The organism is Rhodococcus ruber, from assembly GCF_016804345.1.
Lineage (GTDB): Bacteria > Actinomycetota > Actinomycetes > Mycobacteriales > Mycobacteriaceae > Rhodococcus > Rhodococcus ruber.
In genome coordinates, this window is sequence record NZ_CP044211.1 from 3,655,213 (window position 1) to 3,672,034 (window position 16,822).

A 16,822-nucleotide genomic window follows, 5' to 3' on the forward strand; every position below is an offset into this window, starting at 1 on the left:
GCTACCAGGATCGGCGCAACAGTTCCTCCGCACGGTCCGCGATGTCCCGGACGATCTCGCCGGCGGGCCGTTGTTCCCGCACGAGCCCGGCGGCCTCCCCGGCGTAGACCACGCCCCGCCGGGGGTCGGCCGCGTCGTACGCGGCGGCGAGCGTCTCCTCGTCGGCGCCGCGCGCGTGCCATTCGGCGGTGTAGTCGTTCGCCAGGGCCCGGCCACCCCACCGCGCCGGCCAGGGCTGGTGCCGGGCCCGGTCGAAGACGTCGGTGTAGACGGTGTCGCTGCTGCGCGCCGCGACGAGCAGGTCCCGGGCGTACTCCGGTCCCACCGTCTCGGGACTCGCCAGCAACGCCGTGCCGACGAGCGCGCCCTCCGCACCGGCCGCGAGCACCGCAGCCAGTCCCCGCCCGGACGCGATGCCACCCGCGGCGAGCACCGGAAGCGACGTCGACTCGAGCACCTCCTGCAGCAGCGGCAACGTCCCGATGTGTCCGGTGTGACCGCCGGCCTCGTGCCCCTGGGCGACGACGGCGTCGACCCCGGCGGCCTCGACGACCCGCAGGTCGTCGATCGTGTTGATCTGCGAGATCACGACGGCACCGGCCGCCCGCACGCGCGGCACGTAGGGGGCCGGGTCGCCGAACGACAGCGACACCACGCGGGGCCGTTCGGCCAGCACCGCGTCGAGCAGACTGTCGTCGTCGGCGAGCGACCAGGTCATCAGCCCGAAACCGAGCGGTCCACCCCCGAGTTCACGAGCCACCGCCGACTCGGCGGCCAGCCACTCCGAGGTGTTGTAGCGCGCGGCCCCGATCAGGCCGAGCCCGCCGGCCCGGGTCACCTCCCCGGCCAGGCGGCCGCCGGCACGGCCGCCCATGGGGGCGCCGAGCAGCGGGACGGTGATGCCCAGGGTGCGGGTGAGCCAGGTCTCGAGCACGGTGGACTACTTCCCCTTCGGCTTGTCCGAGGACGCCTCGGACGAGAGCGCGGCCACGAACGCTTCCTGCGGGACGTCCACCCGGCCGATCGTCTTCATCCGCTTCTTGCCTTCCTTCTGCTTCTCGAGCAGCTTGCGCTTGCGGCTGATGTCGCCGCCGTAGCACTTGGCGAGCACGTCCTTGCGGATCGCACGGATGTTCTCCCGGGCGATGATCTTCGACCCGATCGCCGCCTGCACCGGCACCTCGAACTGCTGACGCGGGATCAGCTCCTTGAGCTTGGTGGTCATCTTGTTGCCGTACGCGGCGGCCGCGTCCTTGTGCACGATCGCGCTGAACGCGTCGACGGCCTCGCCCTGGAGCAGAATGTCCACCTTCACCAGTGCGGCCTCCTGCTCCCCGGCCTCCTCGTAGTCGAGGCTGGCGTAGCCGCGGGTGCGGGACTTCAGCGAGTCGAAGAAGTCGAAGATGATCTCGGCCATCGGCAGGGTGTAGCGCAACTCGACCCGGGTCTCGGACAGGTAGTCCATGCCGCCGAGTTCGCCACGCCGCGACTGGCACAGCTCCATGATCGAACCGATGAACTCGCTCGGGGAGATGATCGTGCACTTGACGATCGGCTCGTAGATCGCGCGGGCCTTGCCTTCGGGCCAGTCCGACGGGTTGGTGACGATGTGCTCCTGCCCACCTTCGAGGACCACGCGGTAGACCACGTTGGGAGCGGTGGAGATCAGGTCCAGGCCGAACTCGCGCTCGAGTCGTTCCCGGGTGATCTCCATGTGCAGCAAGCCGAGGAAGCCGCACCGGAAACCGAAGCCGAGTGCCACCGACGTCTCGGGTTCGTAGGTGAGCGCGGCGTCGTTGAGCTGCAGCTTGTCGAGGGCATCGCGCAGGACGGGATAGTCCGACCCGTCGACCGGATACAGGCCGGAGTAGACCATCGGGCGGGGTTCCCGGTAACCGGTGAGGGGTTCGGCGGCGCCGCCCCGCGCCGAGGTGACCGTATCGCCGACCTTCGACTGACGCACGTCCTTCACGCCGGTGATGAGATAGCCGACCTCGCCGACTCCGAGCCCGGTGGTGACCTTCGGCTCGGGCGAGACGATGCCCACCTCGAGCAGCTCGTGGGTGGCGCCGGTGGACATCATCTTGATCTTCTCGCGCGGCACGATCCTGCCGTCGACCACACGCACGTACGTGACGACGCCACGGTAGGTGTCGTACACCGAGTCGAAGATCATCGCGCGGGCGGGCGCGTCGCGGTCGCCGACCGGCGGCGGTACCTGCCGGATCACCTCGTCGAGCAGTTCCCGCACGCCCACCCCGGTCTTGCCCGACACCCGCAGCACCTCCTCGGGCTCGCAGCCGACGATGTGTGCGATCTCGGCGGCGTAGCGGTCCGGGTCGGCCGCGGGCAGATCGATCTTGTTCAGGACCGGGATGATCGTCAGGTCCTTGTCGAGAGCGAGATAGAGGTTGGCGAGGGTCTGCGCCTCGATGCCCTGGGCGGCATCGACGAGGAGCACCGCACCCTCACACGCCTCGAGCGCACGGGAGACCTCGTACGTGAAGTCGACGTGCCCGGGCGTGTCGATGAGGTGCATGACGTAGTCCTCGCCGTCGACCTGCCACGGCAGCCGCACGTTCTGGGCCTTGATGGTGATCCCGCGCTCGCGCTCGATGTCCATCCGGTCGAGGTACTGAGCACGCATCTGGCGCTCCTCGACCACACCGGTGAGCTGCAGCATGCGGTCCGCGAGCGTCGACTTGCCGTGGTCGATGTGCGCGATGATGCAGAAGTTCCGGATCTTCGCGGGGTCCGTGAACGTGGTGTCGGCGAAGGTGCTGATGTCGGGCTCCTGACTCGGACGGGCAGCAGCCCTGGCGGGCCGCGGTCACCCCTGCAGAATATCCAAGTCGCGGCGGGTCCGGTCCCGCGGCCGCACCTGTGCGGCGGCGGGCGCCGCTAAGCTCGCCGACGTGGCTGGCACATGGAAGAAACTCGGCAGGCAACTGGGACGGCTCGCGGTCGAGCAGGGGCCGCGGTTGCTCGAGCAGATGCAGCGCTCCGGCGCTCTCGACCGGGCCCGGACCGCCCTCGGCTCCGGGACAGCCGACACCACCCGACCGGTCCCGAAGCCGGGCCGTCCGGTGACCTCCCGTACTTCCCCCACCGCGCAGCGCGCCCGGCAGATCGCGTACGCCCCCGATCTCGACGGCCGCGCCGACCCGGGCGAGATCGTGTGGACGTGGGTGGCCTACGAGGAGGACGCGACCAAGGGCAAGGACCGGCCCGTGCTCGTCGTCGGACGCAACGGCGGCACCCTGCTCGGCCTCATGCTGTCGTCGAACGACGACCGGGACGGTCACCGGGACTGGCTGGCGCTCGGTAACGGCAGCTGGGACGCCGGCAACCGGCCCAGCTGGGTCCGGCTGGACCGCGTGCTCGACGTGCCCGAGGACGGCATCCGGCGCGAAGGCGCGGTGCTCGGCCGGTCCCGGTTCGAGCAGGTCGCGGCGCGCCTGCGCGCCGACTACGGCTGGCGGTAGCCGGCCGTCCTGTCACCGTCGGCGGTAGCCGCGTCCCGTCACCGTCGGCGGACGCCGGCCGGCGGCGCCACGGACGGCCGCAGCCCGGCGAACCGGCCGAACAGCGACCGGTAGACGAGCGCCCCGAGGGCGCCGCCGATCAGCGGGAACAGGATGAACAGCCAGAGCTGCGCGAGCGCACCGTCCTGGTACGGAGCGACCGCGATGCTCCGGGCCGGATTGACGGAGGTGTTGTCGATCGGGATCGAGATCAGGTGGATCACTGTCAGGGTGAAGCCGATCGACACGCCGGCCAGCAGCACGTCCGAGGCCTGGTCCGTCGCGGCGAGCACCACGAACACCAGGAGTGCGGTCAGCAGCACCTCCACGATCATGGTCGCGCCGATTCCGTAACCGTCGATGAGCACCCCGCCCAGCGGTCCTTCCACTGCCGACGGGCTGTGCGGTCCCCAACCGTTGGCACCGAGTCCCTGCGCGGCCCGGTCGTAGGTCGGGAGCGACTGCGCCACCGAGTAGATCGTCACGCCCGCGACGAGCCCGCCGAGGATCTGGGCCACGATGTAGAACACCGCCCGCTTGGCGGTGACCCGCCCGATCGCGAGCTGACCGACCGTCACCGCCGGGTTCACGTGACACCCGGAGATCGGCCCGATGGCGTAGACGAGGAAGAGCAGCGTCAGCCCGAACGCCAGCGCGACGCCCAGATTGCCGACCTTGTCTCCGGCGAAGACCGCCGTGCCGACCGCGGAGAACACGAGCACGAACGTGCCGATCGCCTCCGCTGCGTACTTCTTCGCGTCCGAGAATTCTTCCTTCTCGACGGCTTCGAGCGCCGTCTCGGGCTCGGCACCGCCGCGTACCCGGTCCGCCTTCCGGTTCGCCGCCCGGTCCTCGGGACCAGTCTCGTGTTCGTTCGTCATGCGCCCACCTCGCGTCGTGCGGCCCCGAAGGACCGGATCCGATGTGTCGAACATCCGCACTGGCGAACACCGCGGGTCGAAGACGGGCCCACCGGCCGCACAGCACTACCGCAACAGAACACAGCGGACACTACGCAAGCCGGATGACCGCCACAACAACTTCCGGTGACGTCGAGGACAGTTCCCGGCAGGCCGGCCGGACGCGACCGTATCGGCACCCGGTGTGCGGTCCCGGGTACCAGTTTTGGGGTTCCGCCGGGCCGCTGGTATCGTGGTCCGTCGGTGCCGTAGTGCGCCCAGAGCTTTCCGACCAACTACCAGCAAGACGACAGGATTTTACGCGTGGCCAACATCAAGTCCCAGGTGAAGCGGATCCGCACCAACGAGCGCAACCGACTCCGCAACCAGTCGGTCAAGTCCTCGCTGCGCACGGCGATCCGTTCCTTCCGCGAGGCCGCGGCCGCCGGTGACAAGGACAAGGCCACCGAGCTCCTCGTCTCCACCAGCCGCAAGCTCGACAAGGCAGCCAGCAAGGGCGTCATCCACGCCAACCAGGCCGCCAACAAGAAGTCCGCTCTGGCCAAGGTCGCCAACGGACTCTGAGGTAGAACGCAAGCTCTGCTCCGGAAGCTGCCCGGTCCTCGGACCGGGCGGCTTCCGTCGTCTAACGGGTCCGGCCGGCCAGCTCCGCGACGCGGCGCACGGCGCGCTCGACCGCGTAGTCGGCGTCCGCGGCCGCGCCCTTGACGTCGGCATTGAGATCGGCCACCACTCGCAGCGCCGCCCCGATCGATCGGGGATCCCACGTGCGTGCCTGCCCCTGGGCCTTCTTCACCTTCCAGGGCGGCATCCCGAGTTCCGAGGCCATCTTGAACGGGTCGCCGCGCCCGGCCGAACCGACTCGTGCGATCGTGTGGACGGCATCGGCGAGGGCGTCGGCGAGCAGGACGTGCGCGACACCACGATGCGTCGCCCACCGCAGCGATTCCAGCGCCCCGGCCTCGTCACCCGCGACGGCCTTCTCGGCCACCTCGAACCCCGTGACCTCGGCCTTGCCGGAGTAGTAACGCTGCACGGCGGCAGCATCGATCTTGCCGCCCGTGTCGGCGACGAGCTGACTGCACGCCGCCGCCAGCTCCCGCAGGTCGGAGCCCACGGCGTCGATCACGGCCTGCACGACCTCCGGTGCTACTCGAACACCGGCGGTGCGGAACTCGGCCCGCACGAAGTCCACGCGCTCGGCCGGCTTGGTGATCCGGGCGCACTCGTGGGTCTCGGCGCCGCACTTCTGCAGTTCGCCCACCATGGCTTTCGCGCGGCCACCGCCGCTGTGCAGGACGACGAGGGTCACCCCCTCGGGTGGGTCGGTCGCCGCGTCGACGATCAGTGCGACGGCGTCCTTGCCGGCCTCCGCGGCGGATTCGAGGACGACCACCCGGTCCTCGGCGAACAGCGACGGGCTCAGCAGCTCGGCGAGTTCGGCGGCGCCGGCGTCGCCGGCGCGCAGCCGCGAGACGGTGAGCTCGGGACCAGACCCCGTCCGGGCCCGGACGGCACCGACGATCCGCGCGACGGCCCGTTCGACGAGGAGGTCTTCGTCACCGAGCACGAGATGCAACTGCGGGTTGGTCACCGATCGATCGTGCCACGTCCCCCGGACATCACCGTCGGTGCCCCGGCCGGGCGTCCGCGCCGTAGCCGCAGCAGGTACCGGGCAGCGACGAGCCCGCCGACGACGGCGACCGCTCCGCTCACGCCCGCCGGGACGGGCACCTCCGCCAGGGGCAGGGCCGTGGCACGCGCTGCCACCTCGAGGATCCACCACAGCATGGGCGCGGTCCCGCGAGCGAGCAGCTCCGCCACGGCCGGCGACACCGCGGAGACCGCCGCGACGGTGGTACCGAGCACGGTCAACGGCGGAAGCACCGGTGCGACCAGGACGTTGGCCGCGATCGCCACGACGCTGACGGTGCCGGACAGCGCGGCGACGATCGGTGCGGTCACGACGAATGCGGCCGCCGAGACGGCGAACACCTCGGCCGCCGCGCGGGGCCACCCGCGGGCCCGCAGCCGGGTCACCCAGAGCGGTGCCACCAGCACCAGGCCGGCGGTGGCCGCGACCGACAGGGCGAACCCGGCGTCCGTCGCGAGTTCGGGTGCGGCGACGAGCAGCACCCCGACCGTGGCCGCCAGGGCGGGCAGCCCGTTCCGTCGTCGGCTCGTCACGAGCGCGAGCAATCCGATCGCGCCCATCGCGGCGGCACGCAGCACGCTCGGCGACGGGCGCACGACGACGACGAACGCCACCAGCGCGACGGCCGCGAGCGCGGCGCCCGTGCGGGGGCCGAGGCCGAGTCCCCGCACGGCGAGCAGCACCGCGCCGAGAACGATGCTGACGTTGGCACCGGACACCGCAGTCAGGTGGGTCAGGCCCGCTACCCGGAAGCTCTCCCGCACGTCGTCGGGCAGGCGTGAGGTGTCGCCGACCACGAGGCCCGGCAGGAGGCCGGCCGCAGCGGGCGGGAGCACCGCTCCGGACGCCGAGGCGAGTCGCTCGCGGATCCGCCCCGCCCACTGCTGCACCCGCGAGGGGGCCTGCACCGACCGGGGTGGGCCGTCGGCCCGGACCACGGCCACCGTCAGGTCCGCGCCGCCGGATTCGGCGAGCCGGCCGCGCAGGGTGACCCGTTGCCCCGGCAGCAGCTCCGCCCACTCCTCGGCGGGGGCGAACACCACGACGGCCCCGCCGCCGGTGTACCGACCGGCCCCCAGGTCGGCGCGGTGCACTCTCGCCGGGACCAGGACCTGATCTCCCCCGAATCCGCTGTCCCCCAGTCTTTTCGGATCCTCGGTCGGTTCGACCGCCAGGGTGGCCCAGCCGTCACGCGCGGCCGCGCCGGCAAGCGGATGCGTCTCGACCGCCCATACCCGTAGTGCGACTGCCGCAGAGAACCCGGCGGCGACGACGAGAGCCGCGAGCAACGGGGCGGCCCCGGCACGGAACCGCCCCCGGCGTATCGGCACGAGCGTGGCCGCCGCGCACAGCGCGGCAATCGCCGCGAGCCCCAGCGCAACCTGCCAGCCGGCGTGCAACCCGAGCGCGGTTGCGGCCCACGCCGCGGCCGCGCTCGGTACCAGGCGCGCGTCGTCACGGCCGGATTCGGTCACACCACCACCAGCGTCCGCAGGCGCGCCAGCCGCGCGGGACCGATCCCGTCGACCTCGGCGAGTTGTTCGACGTCGTTGAACGGACCGTTGTCCCGGCGCCACGCGACTATCGCGGCGGCGGTGACAGGACCTACGCCGGGCAGCGCATCGAGGGCCGCCTCGTCGGCGGTGTTGAGATTCACCGGCCCCCCGGCCTCGGGCGCGCCGGACGTTCCGGCGTCCCCTGCCCCTGCGGCGCCGGAGATTCCGCTCGCCGGCGGAACCGGTGGCAGGGTGCCGACCACGATCTGGTCGCCGTCCGCGAGGCGTTGCGCCAGGTTCAATCCGGTCAGGTCCGCCCCCTCGAGGGCGCCGCCCGCGGCCGTGAGCGCATCGGCCACCCTCGAGCCGGGCGCGATTCGTACGAGGCCGGGCTTGCCCACCAGGCCCACCACACTGACCACCACCTCCTCCGGCGCCGAGTCCTGCCGGGGCGCAACGGGATCCGCCGGCGGTGCTACGACCTCCACCGCCGGCAGCGGCGGAACCGGTTCCGCGACGGGACGATCGCGCCAGGTCACGACGAGCGTGACGAGCACGACCACGACACCGACCACCGCCAGGGCCCCGGTCCCGCCGCGACCGGTCTGCCAGCGGGCCGCACGCAACCGCTCGAACGGACCCGGCGGATCGGCGGTGCCGGCCGCGTCGTACCACGGGTACGGATCGTCGTCCGGCGCCGCCGGAGGACGGTCGCCGGCGGACCGGGCGATCCCGTCGAGCCGTCTGCGCACGAGGTCGTGCTCGTCGCTGCTGCCCATGGCGCGACGCTAACCGGACACGACCGCCGCCACCGCGAAGGCTGGGACGAGTCGTCGAATCTGTGGATGAACCGTCCGCCTGTGGACAACTCCTACGCTCGGGAGACGACCACCCCGACGGCGCCGGGACCGACGTGGGCGCCGAGGACCGCGTCGAGTTCCGACACCGACAGCGGCGTCCCGGCGGGCAGCCGGCCGGCGAGTTCCGCGGCGAGCCGCTCGGCGCGTTCGGGGGCCTCGCGGTGGTGCACGGCCACCGCGGTCACCGGCTCCGCGGTGTCGACGACGCCGTCGACGAGTTTCGTCATCGCCTTGGTCATGGTGCGGGTCTTCTCCCGCAGCACCAGCCGGCCGTCGACGAGGTGCAGCACGGGTTTCATCGCCAGAGCGGTGCCGAGCAGCGCTGTGGCGGTACCGATGCGGCCGCCGCGGCGCAGGTGGTCGAGCCGGTCGACCACCAGCAGTGTCCGGCTGTGGGCGGCGACCTCCACCGCCCGTTCGTACACCGCCCGCACATCCGCACCGGACCGGGCGGCTTCCGCCGCCGCCAGAGCAGCGAATCCCAGACCCATTGCGGTGGTTCGACTGTCGACCAGTTGCACCCGGTCGCCGAGGGCATCGGCGGCATAGCGGGCAGCCGACCAGGTACCCGACAGTTCACGGGACAGGTGCACGGCCACCACCCCGTCGCCGCCGCTGTCGGACAGCGCCTCGGCGTACGCTTCCGTCAGTTCCGCCGGGGAGGGACCGGAGGTCGTGACGCCGGAGAGGTCGGCGGGCAGGTCGTCCACGCCCTCGCGCAACTCGACACCGTCCGCGATCACGTGCAGCGGCACGACACGGATGTCGTAGCGCTCCACCAGTTCCGGGTCGAGACAGCACGACGAATCGGTCACCACTACTACAGACACGCCGCCTACCGTATGTTCTCCGCGGCGACGCGCGCATCCCGGTGCACCATCCGTACCGCCTCGGCCACCGCGGCGGCAACTTCGCTGTGCCCGTTCCAACCCCAGTGGATGCCGTCCGGATTCGCGTCCCCGGAGTGGATGTCCGCGTGCACGGCCTCGCCGAGATCGACCAGCGGAACCGACTTCTCGGACGCCCACCGGTTGATGGCCCGGGCTGCGGCGGGACGACCGCGGTGCACCGCGCGGTACTGCGCGCTGCGGTGTACCGACGGCAGCGTGGCGATCACCGGAAGGTCCGGCCGCATGTACGCCAGCGACTCGCGGATGGTCTCGAGGTAGTCCACACTGACCCGCGGCGGCAGGGCCACCGGCCAGCCGAGCGGGGACAGCCGGGGCTGCAGCCACCCGTAGGTCTCCCGTACGACGCGGCGTAACCGCGGTGGGCGTACGTAACGCAGTGTTTCGCGCAGCGCCGTCGGCAGCGGGGACGGCAGGGTGTCCATGCCCCCGACGGCCAGCACGACGGCACCGGCCCGCGGGATCGTCGCCCACACGCGCGGATCCTGGGTCATGGCCCACCACGCGTCGCGGGTCGTCCACCCGATCCGTGCGACGAGCTCCACGTCCCAGTCGAGTTCGCGCGCCACGATGTTCGGCCAGATTCGCGGATGGTCCGCCGGGAGCCCGCCCTTCGGGCCGTAGTAGCTGAGGGAGTCCCCGATCACCAGCAGCGTCGGCCGGCGCGGACCGGCCGTCGGCCGTGGCTCAGAGGACGTCATCGGCCGCCACCGTCGCCGTCGCGTTCCACACGTCGAGGCGCCACGCGGGCCGGTCACCGTATCCGCTGAGCTGGACCCAGCCGGTGTTGCCGAGTCCGCCGAGGACCGGCCACCGGTCGACCGGAAGATCGAGCAGGGCGGCCGTGAGTGCCGCGATCAGTCCGCCGTGCGCGACGACGATGATCGGCCGATGCACCCACTGCTCGTGCTTGTCGAGCAGTTCCTGGATCACCGGGGCGCTGCGCCGCGCCACGTCGACCCGGCTCTCACCCTCGGGGGGTGCCCAGGTGGCGTCGGCCCGCCACGCCGCGCGGGCCCCCGGGGACACCGCGTCCACGTCGTGATGGGTCAGGCCCTGCCACCGGCCGAGATGGGTCTCGCGCAGCCTCGGATCGATTTCCACCGGCAGCCCGGCCTGGTCACCGAGTTCGACGGCGGTGTCGTAGGCGCGCCGCAGATCGGACGAGACGATGGCCACGGGACTGTGCTCGACGAGGACCCTGGCCGCGGCCACGGCCTGCCGCCGCCCCAGCGCGGACAGCTCGGTGTCGAGCTGCCCCTGCATGCGACTGGTGGCGTTGTATTCGGTCTGGCCGTGGCGTACCAGGATCAGCCGCCGGACCGGTACCGCGTGGGTCACCGGTCCCCCGGTGCGTCGTCCGGGACGGGAGTGGTGCCGCCTGCCGCTGCACCGGCGCCGGTGTCACCGGTCGGCGCGGGCGCGCCGGTGTCACCCGCCGGCGCGGGCGCGCCGGTGTCACCCGCCGGCGCGGGCGCGCCGATGCCGTCGACGGTGATCACCGGGCAGTCCTTCCACAACCGGTCGAGTGCGTAGAAGTTGCGTTCGTCGTCGTGCTGGATGTGCACCACCACGTCGACGTAGTCCAGCAGCGTCCAACGACCCTCGCGGGTGCCTTCGCGCCGCACGGGCTTGTGCCCGGCGAGCCGCAGTTTCTCCTCGACGTTGTCGACGATCGCGTTGACCTGGCGCTCGTTGGCCGCGGACGCGATCACGAAGCAGTCGGTGATGACCAGTTGCTCGGACACGTCGAGCACCACCACGTCGGTGGCCAGTTTCTCGTCGGCCGCGCGGGCCGCGATGCGTGCCATCTCGATGGCTTCTGCAGTTGCCGTCACTGCGGGGTCTTCCTCTCGGGGTGGGGACAGGACTCGGGGTGGGGATGAGACACGGTCGTCGTGCCGTCGGGGCGCCGCGAGTTCGCGGGCCGATACAGGTTGCGCTTGCTGATGTACTGCACCACCCCGTCGGGCACCAGGTACCAGATGGGTCTGTGCTCACGCACCCGCGTCCGGCAGTCGGTCGACGAGATGGCCAGCGCAGGTATCTCGACGAGACCGACGGTGTCGGACGGCAGCTTCGCGAGATGCTCGGCGAGGTGCTCGACGTGCAGGTCGTAGCCCGGACGCGACACCCCCACGAACCGGGCCAGCTCGAACAGCTCGGCCCAGTCCTGCCACGACAGGATCGATGCCATCGCGTCGGCGCCGGTGATGAAGTACAACTGGGCGTCGGGCATCAGGGCACGCAGGTCGCGCAGTGTGTCCACGGTGTAGGTGGCCTTCTCGCGTTCGATGTCGACCCGGCTGACGGAGAACTGCGGATTCGAGGCGGTCGCGATGACCGTCATCAGATAGCGGTCCTCTGCCGTGCTGACATCGTGTCCCGACTTCTGCCAGGGATGTCCGGTGGGCACGAACACGACCTCGTCGAGATCGTACCGGTCGGCTACTTCGCTGGCTGCGACGAGATGCCCGTGGTGGATGGGGTCGAAGGTTCCGCCCATGACACCGACGCGCCGGCGCGGCGGGGAATTCGGGACGGATGGCTCGTGCACGATGGTCCAGCTTACGGGTTCACACCGGCAGCAGGGCCGCCACCACCTGCGCGAGCTGCTGTGCGGACCGGCACTCGTGCATCGTGATCACCTCGCGGTACACCTCGGCCGCCGAATCTCCGGCTCCCCATTGGCCGCGTGGTTCCGGATTGAGCCAGTGGGCGTGCCGGGCAACGGCCACCAGGTGTTCGAGCGCGGCGAGGTTGGGATCGCGATAGTTGGTCCGTGCGTCGCCGAGCACGAGCAGTGAGCTGCGGCTGGTGAGGCTGTGCGCGTACCGCTCGGTGAACACGCCGAGCGCGTGACCGTAGTCGGAGTGGCCGTCGTAGGCGATCAGCTCGGCCTCACGCAGCATCCGCGACATGGCGACCCCGAGATCCGCGCCGGCGGAGAAGTGGTGAGTGACCTCGTCGGTGCTGTCGATGAACGCGAACACCCGGACGCGGGAGAACTGCTCGCGCAAGGCGTGCACGAGCAGCAGCGTGAAGTGGGAGAAGCCGGCGACCGATCCGGAGACGTCGCACAGCACCACGAGCTCCGGACGGGCGGGGCGTGGCTTGCGATTGACGAGGTCGATGGGCACTCCGCCGGTGGACATCGACTTGCGCAGGGTCCGGCGCAGGTCGATCGCCCCCGCGCGGGCCCGTCGCCGGCGCGCGGCGAGCCGGCTCGCGAGCAGCCGCGCCAGCGGGGTGACGCTGCGGCGCAGCGCGGTGAGCTCGGCGTCGGTGGCTCGCAGGAAGTCGACCTCCTCGGCCAGTCTGGGCACCCCGTACGTGGCGACGCGGTCGCGTCCGACCTGTTCGGCGGTGCGGCGCCGCGTCTCGCGTTCGACCATCGCCCGGAAGTCCGCCACCCGGCGCGCTGCCGTGCGGCGGGCCACCTCGGTGGCGTACTCGGTGTCCTGAGCCCGCTCCTCGGGACCGGCATTGCCGAGCAGTCCCTCGAGGATCTTCGACACCAGTGTCTCGGGCGAGACCTGGCGCAGGGCCTGGTACGCCGAGAACGACGACTTGTCACCCGAGGTGTACTGGCCCAGTTCCTCGACGATCTGCGCGGTCAGCAACTCGACGAGCTCGAACGCCTCGGCGGAGTCGTCGGCGAGCATCTCGGCGATCAGGTCCCGCAGCGCCTCGAAATCGATCTCGCCGTCCGGGGTGCGTGGCAGCGTCGGATCGATCCCGCCGGCCTCGCGGCGTCCCACCGCTGCCGGGAACCACAGGTCGAACAGGGCGTCGAAGGTCGGCCGATGGGTGGGCCGGCGCAGCAGAGCGCACGCCAGCCCCTCGCGCAGGGCGTCGCGGTCGAGCAGGTCGAGCACCGAGATGACCCGGCCGGCGTCGACGGTCTCCGACGGTCCTACGGGGATGCCGCGGCGGCGCAGCGCCTCGACGAACCCGACGAGGTGGCCGGGCAGCCCGTGCGGCGCCGACGGCCCGTGGTCCCGCAGCGGCGGGCGTGCCCCGGCCATGTCAGTTCAACCGCAGCTCGGCCGCGGCCCGCAGCTGATCGGACTGGTGTTTGAGGATCACGCCGAGCGTGGCCCGGACCGCCGCGTCGTCGAGGGTGTCCAGGCCCAGGGCGAGCAGTGTGCGGCCCCAGTCGATCGTCTCCGCCACCGACGGCAGCTTCTTGAGCTGCATGCCGCGCAGCACCCGGACCGTGCGGACGAGCTGCTCGGCGACCGCCTCCGGCAGCTCCGGAACCCGGCTCGCCAGGATGCGGCGCTCGAGGTCGGCATCGGGAAAGTCGAGATGCAGGAACAGGCAGCGTCGCTTGAGGGCCTCGGACAACTCGCGGGTCGCGTTCGAGGTGAGCACGGTGAAGGGCTTGCGGGTGGCGCTGATGGTGCCGAGTTCGGGCACGGTGACCGCGAAGTCGCTGAGCACCTCGAGCAGCAGACCCTCGATCTCCACGTCGGCCTTGTCGACCTCGTCGACGAGCAGCACCGTCGGGTCCTCCCGGCGGATGGCCGTCAGCAGCGGGCGCGGCAGGAGGAATTCCTCGGAGAACACATCCTGCTTGGTCGCGTCCCAGGAGTGGTCGGTACCGGCCTGGATCCGCAGGATCTGCTTGGCGTGGTTCCACTCGTAGAGCGCCCGCGACTCGTCGACCCCCTCGTAGCACTGCAGCCGCACCAGCTCGGCGCCGGAGGTCTGCGCCACCGCCCGGGCCAGCTCGGTCTTGCCCACCCCGGCGGGGCCTTCGATGAGCAGCGGCTTGCCGAGGCGATCGGCGAGGAACACCGCGGTGGCGGTGGCCTTGTCGGCGAGGTATCCCGTCTCGGCGAGGCGGTCGATCACCTCGTCGACGTCGGCGAAGATCGGCGGGGTGGTCGGCAGCGCACGGTCCACGCTGTGTCCTTTCGTCGGGGCAGGCCGGTCGGGGTGCGGGGTCTCGTCGACGCCGTCGGGCCGACCTCAGGCCGGCCGGGTGTGGCCGTCGCCCCAGACCACCCACTTGGTGGAGGTGAGTTCCGGCAGTCCCATCGGGCCGCGGGCGTGCAGCTTCTGGGTGGAGATGCCGATCTCGGCGCCGAACCCGAACTGCTCGCCGTCGGTGAACGCCGTCGAAGCGTTGACCATGACGGCTGCGGCATCGACCCGCGCGGAGAACTCACGGGCCGCGGCGAGGTCGGAGGTGACGATGGCCTCGGTGTGCCCGGTGCCGTACCGGTCGATGTGCGCGACGGCCGCGTCCAGGTCGTCGACGACGGCGAGCGCGACGTCGAGGCTCAGGTACTCGTCGGCCCAGTCCGATTCGGTGGCCGGTTCGAGGCCGGGCAGGTCGCCGTGCACGGTGACGCCGTGGCTGCGCAGTACCTGCAGCAGCCGGGGCACGACGTCGTCGGCGACGGCCTTGTCCACCAGGATCGTCTCGGCGGTGTTGCACACGCTGGGCCGGCGGGTCTTGGCGTTGACCACGATCTTCTCGGCCATCTCCGGATCGGCCGACGCATGCACGTACACGTGGCAGTTGCCCACGCCCGTCTCGATGGTGGGCACGGTGGCGTCGCGGACGACGGCGGAGATCAGGCCGGCGCCGCCACGAGGGATGACGACGTCGACGAGTCCGCGGGCCTGGATGAGGTGCGTGACCGAGGATCGGTCCGCGCTCGGCAGCAGTTGCACGGCGTCCTCCGGCAGTTCCTGCGTGGCGAGGGCGCCGCGCAGGGCCTCGACGAGCGCCGCGTTGGAACGGGCGGCGGACGACGACCCGCGCAGCAGGGCCGCGTTGCCGGACTTGAGGGCCAGCCCGAAGGCGTCGACGGTCACGTTCGGCCGGGCCTCGTACACCATCCCGACGACGCCGAGCGGCACCCGCATCTGCCGGATCTCGAGGCCGTTGGGCAGGGTCGAGCCGCGGACGACCTCGCCGATCGGGTCGGGCAGCCCCGCGACCTGGCGCAACCCCGCCGCAATGCCCTCGACCCGGGCCTGGGTGAGACGGAGCCGGTCGAGGAGGGATTCCTCGGTGCCTGCCGCGCGGGCGGTCTCGATGTCCTCGGCGTTGGCAGCGAGCACCGCGTCGGACGCGGCGAGCACGGCGTCCGCCGCGGCGTGCAGGGCGGCGTCCTTCTGCGCGGTGGTGAGCAGGGCGAGCCGGCGGGAGGCGACGCGGGCGCGACGGGCCGCGGCGTGCACGGCCTCGCGGGTGTCCCCGGCGCCGGTCGCCCGGACGTCCCCGGAAACGGTCGCAGATGAGTCAGGGGTCACGGCAGTCATGGCCTCCAGACTAGTCCGCGTCCGGACGGCTCAGCGCAGCCCGGTCCCCCGGGCCAGGGCGGTGTCGACCAGGGTGGAGAGCAACGTGCGGTACTCGAGGCCGCTGGCCTCCCACATGCGCGGGTACATCGAGATCGACGTGAACCCGGGCATGGTGTTGATCTCGTTGATCACCGGCCCGTCCTCCGTGACGAAGAAGTCGACCCGGGACAGGCCCTGGCAGTCGAGGGCGCGGAAGGCGCGGACCGCGAGGTCCCGGATCCGGTCGGAGACGTCGTCGTCGAGCTTGGCGGGCACGTCGAACTCGCACACGTCGTCGAGGTACTTGGTGTCGAAGTCGTAGAACGCCTCGTGATCGCCGGACGGGTCGGGCATCCGGATCTCGGCGACGACGCTGGCGCGCACGTCGCCGTCGGGGAACTCCAGTACACCGCATTCGACCTCGCGGCCGACGATCGCGGATTCGACGATCACCTTCGGGTCGTGCCGGCGAGCCTTGTCGATCGCCGCATCGAGCGCCGCCCAGTCGGCGACACGGCTGATCCCGATGGAGGATCCGCCGCGGGCGGGCTTGACGAACACGGGGAGGCCGAGACGCTGCTTCTGCTGCTCGGTGACGGTCGCGGTGCCGGGCCGCAGCACGACCTGGAATCCGACGGGCAGACCCTCCGCGGCCAGCAACTTCTTGGTGAACTCCTTGTCCATCCCGGCGGCGCTGGCGAGGACGCCCGGTCCCACGTACGGGACGCCGGCGAGTTCGAGCAGCCCCTGGATGGTGCCGTCCTCGCCGTAGGCGCCGTGCAGCACGGGGAACACGACGTCGACGGAGGCGAGGACCTTGCCGAACTCGCCCTCGGCGAGGGCGACGATGTCACCGGCCCGGGTGGGATCGGCGGTGAGCACCAGCGCCGAACCGTCCGCGTCGACGGTCGGCAGTTCGCGGCCCGCCTTGGCGAGCCGTTCCGGGTCCGAGTCGGCGAGCACCCAGGCGCCGTCGGTGGTGATACCGATCGGGACGGCCTCGTAGCGTTGCGGGTCGAGGTGGCGCAGGATGCTGCCTGCCGAAACGCAGGAGACGGAGTGCTCGTTGCTGCGGCCACCGAAGACGACGGCCACCCGGATTCGGGGTGTGCTCACGGCACAAACCGTACCGGTGCCGCCCGCCCGGCCGGTATCCG

General features: G+C 71.6%; 17 protein-coding genes. 2 read left to right on the forward strand and 15 right to left on the reverse strand.

The window, feature by feature from the left end; translation table 11 throughout:
- Position 1: 1 nt before the first annotated feature.
- Together F1734_RS16765 and lepA are read right to left on the reverse strand one after the other, a co-directional pair.
- Entirely contained in the window at positions 2–934 is a 933-nt protein-coding gene (locus tag F1734_RS16765; protein WP_010594239.1) for an NAD(P)H-dependent flavin oxidoreductase, read from the reverse strand.
- A gap of 6 nt (positions 935–940) precedes the next feature.
- A complete protein-coding gene (gene lepA / locus F1734_RS16770) occupies positions 941–2,728 on the reverse strand; it encodes a translation elongation factor 4 (protein ID WP_230831611.1) in 1,788 nt (595 codons plus the stop codon).
- A gap of 187 nt (positions 2,729–2,915) precedes the next feature.
- Between lepA and F1734_RS16775 the strand changes: the two genes are divergently transcribed.
- Positions 2,916–3,485 carry a type II toxin-antitoxin system PemK/MazF family toxin gene (locus F1734_RS16775; protein ID WP_026137651.1) on the forward strand — a complete coding sequence of 190 codons (570 nt, stop codon included), beginning with the start codon at positions 2,916–2,918 and terminating at the stop codon, positions 3,483–3,485.
- Between the two features lie 38 nt (positions 3,486–3,523).
- Here the strand turns inward: F1734_RS16775 and F1734_RS16780 are convergent, their stop codons facing one another.
- Positions 3,524–4,405: an aquaporin gene (locus F1734_RS16780; RefSeq protein ID WP_010594236.1), complete on the reverse strand. Its 882-nt coding sequence runs from the start codon at positions 4,403–4,405 to the stop codon at positions 3,524–3,526.
- Positions 4,406–4,747: 342 nt separating this feature from the next.
- Here F1734_RS16780 and rpsT point away from each other — a divergent pair, with 342 nt between their 5' ends.
- Positions 4,748–5,008 carry a 30S ribosomal protein S20 gene (gene rpsT / locus F1734_RS16785; RefSeq protein WP_003937021.1) on the forward strand — a complete coding sequence of 87 codons (261 nt, stop codon included), beginning with the start codon at positions 4,748–4,750 and terminating at the stop codon, positions 5,006–5,008.
- Between the two features lie 61 nt (positions 5,009–5,069).
- Here rpsT and holA read toward each other — a convergent pair whose 3' ends face one another.
- The 12 genes from holA to F1734_RS16845 all read right to left on the reverse strand — a co-directional run bounded on the left by holA (position 5,070) and on the right by F1734_RS16845 (position 16,781).
- On the reverse strand, positions 5,070–6,038 hold the full coding sequence (holA, locus tag F1734_RS16790; RefSeq protein ID WP_010594235.1) for a DNA polymerase III subunit delta: 969 nt from the start codon (positions 6,036–6,038) through the stop codon (positions 5,070–5,072).
- Positions 6,035–7,573 carry a ComEC/Rec2 family competence protein gene (locus F1734_RS16795; RefSeq protein WP_064066333.1) on the reverse strand — a complete coding sequence of 513 codons (1,539 nt, stop codon included), beginning with the start codon at positions 7,571–7,573 and terminating at the stop codon, positions 6,035–6,037. Before F1734_RS16795 ends, holA begins: the two co-directional genes overlap by 4 nt.
- Positions 7,570–8,373, reverse strand: a complete 804-nt coding sequence (locus tag F1734_RS16800) for a ComEA family DNA-binding protein (RefSeq protein ID WP_048770812.1) — start codon at positions 8,371–8,373, stop codon at positions 7,570–7,572. Before F1734_RS16800 ends, F1734_RS16795 begins: the two co-directional genes overlap by 4 nt.
- A 92-nt stretch (positions 8,374–8,465) precedes the next feature.
- Positions 8,466–9,284, reverse strand: a complete 819-nt coding sequence (locus F1734_RS16805; protein ID WP_026137650.1) for a DegV family protein — start codon at positions 9,282–9,284, stop codon at positions 8,466–8,468.
- 5 nt (positions 9,285–9,289) lie between these two features.
- Positions 9,290–10,063, reverse strand: coding sequence for a diglucosylglycerate octanoyltransferase (gene octT / locus F1734_RS16810; protein ID WP_026137649.1), 774 nt, complete (start codon positions 10,061–10,063; stop codon positions 9,290–9,292).
- Positions 10,050–10,703, reverse strand: a complete 654-nt coding sequence (locus F1734_RS16815; protein ID WP_010594229.1) for a histidine phosphatase family protein — start codon at positions 10,701–10,703, stop codon at positions 10,050–10,052. The genes octT and F1734_RS16815 overlap by 14 nt, the downstream gene beginning before the upstream one ends.
- Positions 10,700–11,200: a ribosome silencing factor gene (rsfS, locus tag F1734_RS16820; protein WP_048770810.1), complete on the reverse strand. Its 501-nt coding sequence runs from the start codon at positions 11,198–11,200 to the stop codon at positions 10,700–10,702. The genes F1734_RS16815 and rsfS overlap by 4 nt, the downstream gene beginning before the upstream one ends.
- Positions 11,197–11,919, reverse strand: coding sequence for a nicotinate-nucleotide adenylyltransferase (nadD, locus tag F1734_RS16825; protein ID WP_228287198.1), 723 nt, complete (start codon positions 11,917–11,919; stop codon positions 11,197–11,199). The genes rsfS and nadD overlap by 4 nt, the downstream gene beginning before the upstream one ends.
- A 19-nt stretch (positions 11,920–11,938) precedes the next feature.
- Positions 11,939–13,390: a vWA domain-containing protein gene (locus tag F1734_RS16830; protein ID WP_017680311.1), complete on the reverse strand. Its 1,452-nt coding sequence runs from the start codon at positions 13,388–13,390 to the stop codon at positions 11,939–11,941.
- A gap of 1 nt (position 13,391) precedes the next feature.
- Positions 13,392–14,273 carry an AAA family ATPase gene (locus tag F1734_RS16835; RefSeq protein ID WP_003937011.1) on the reverse strand — a complete coding sequence of 294 codons (882 nt, stop codon included), beginning with the start codon at positions 14,271–14,273 and terminating at the stop codon, positions 13,392–13,394.
- A 66-nt stretch (positions 14,274–14,339) separates the two neighbouring features.
- Positions 14,340–15,644, reverse strand: a complete 1,305-nt coding sequence (locus F1734_RS16840) for a glutamate-5-semialdehyde dehydrogenase (RefSeq protein WP_010594225.1) — start codon at positions 15,642–15,644, stop codon at positions 14,340–14,342.
- 30 nt (positions 15,645–15,674) lie between these two features.
- The gene (locus tag F1734_RS16845) at positions 15,675–16,781 is read right to left on the reverse strand and encodes a D-alanine--D-alanine ligase family protein (protein WP_026137648.1); all 1,107 of its coding nucleotides are present in this window, start codon (positions 16,779–16,781) and stop codon (positions 15,675–15,677) included.
- Positions 16,782–16,822: the final 41 nt, after the last annotated feature.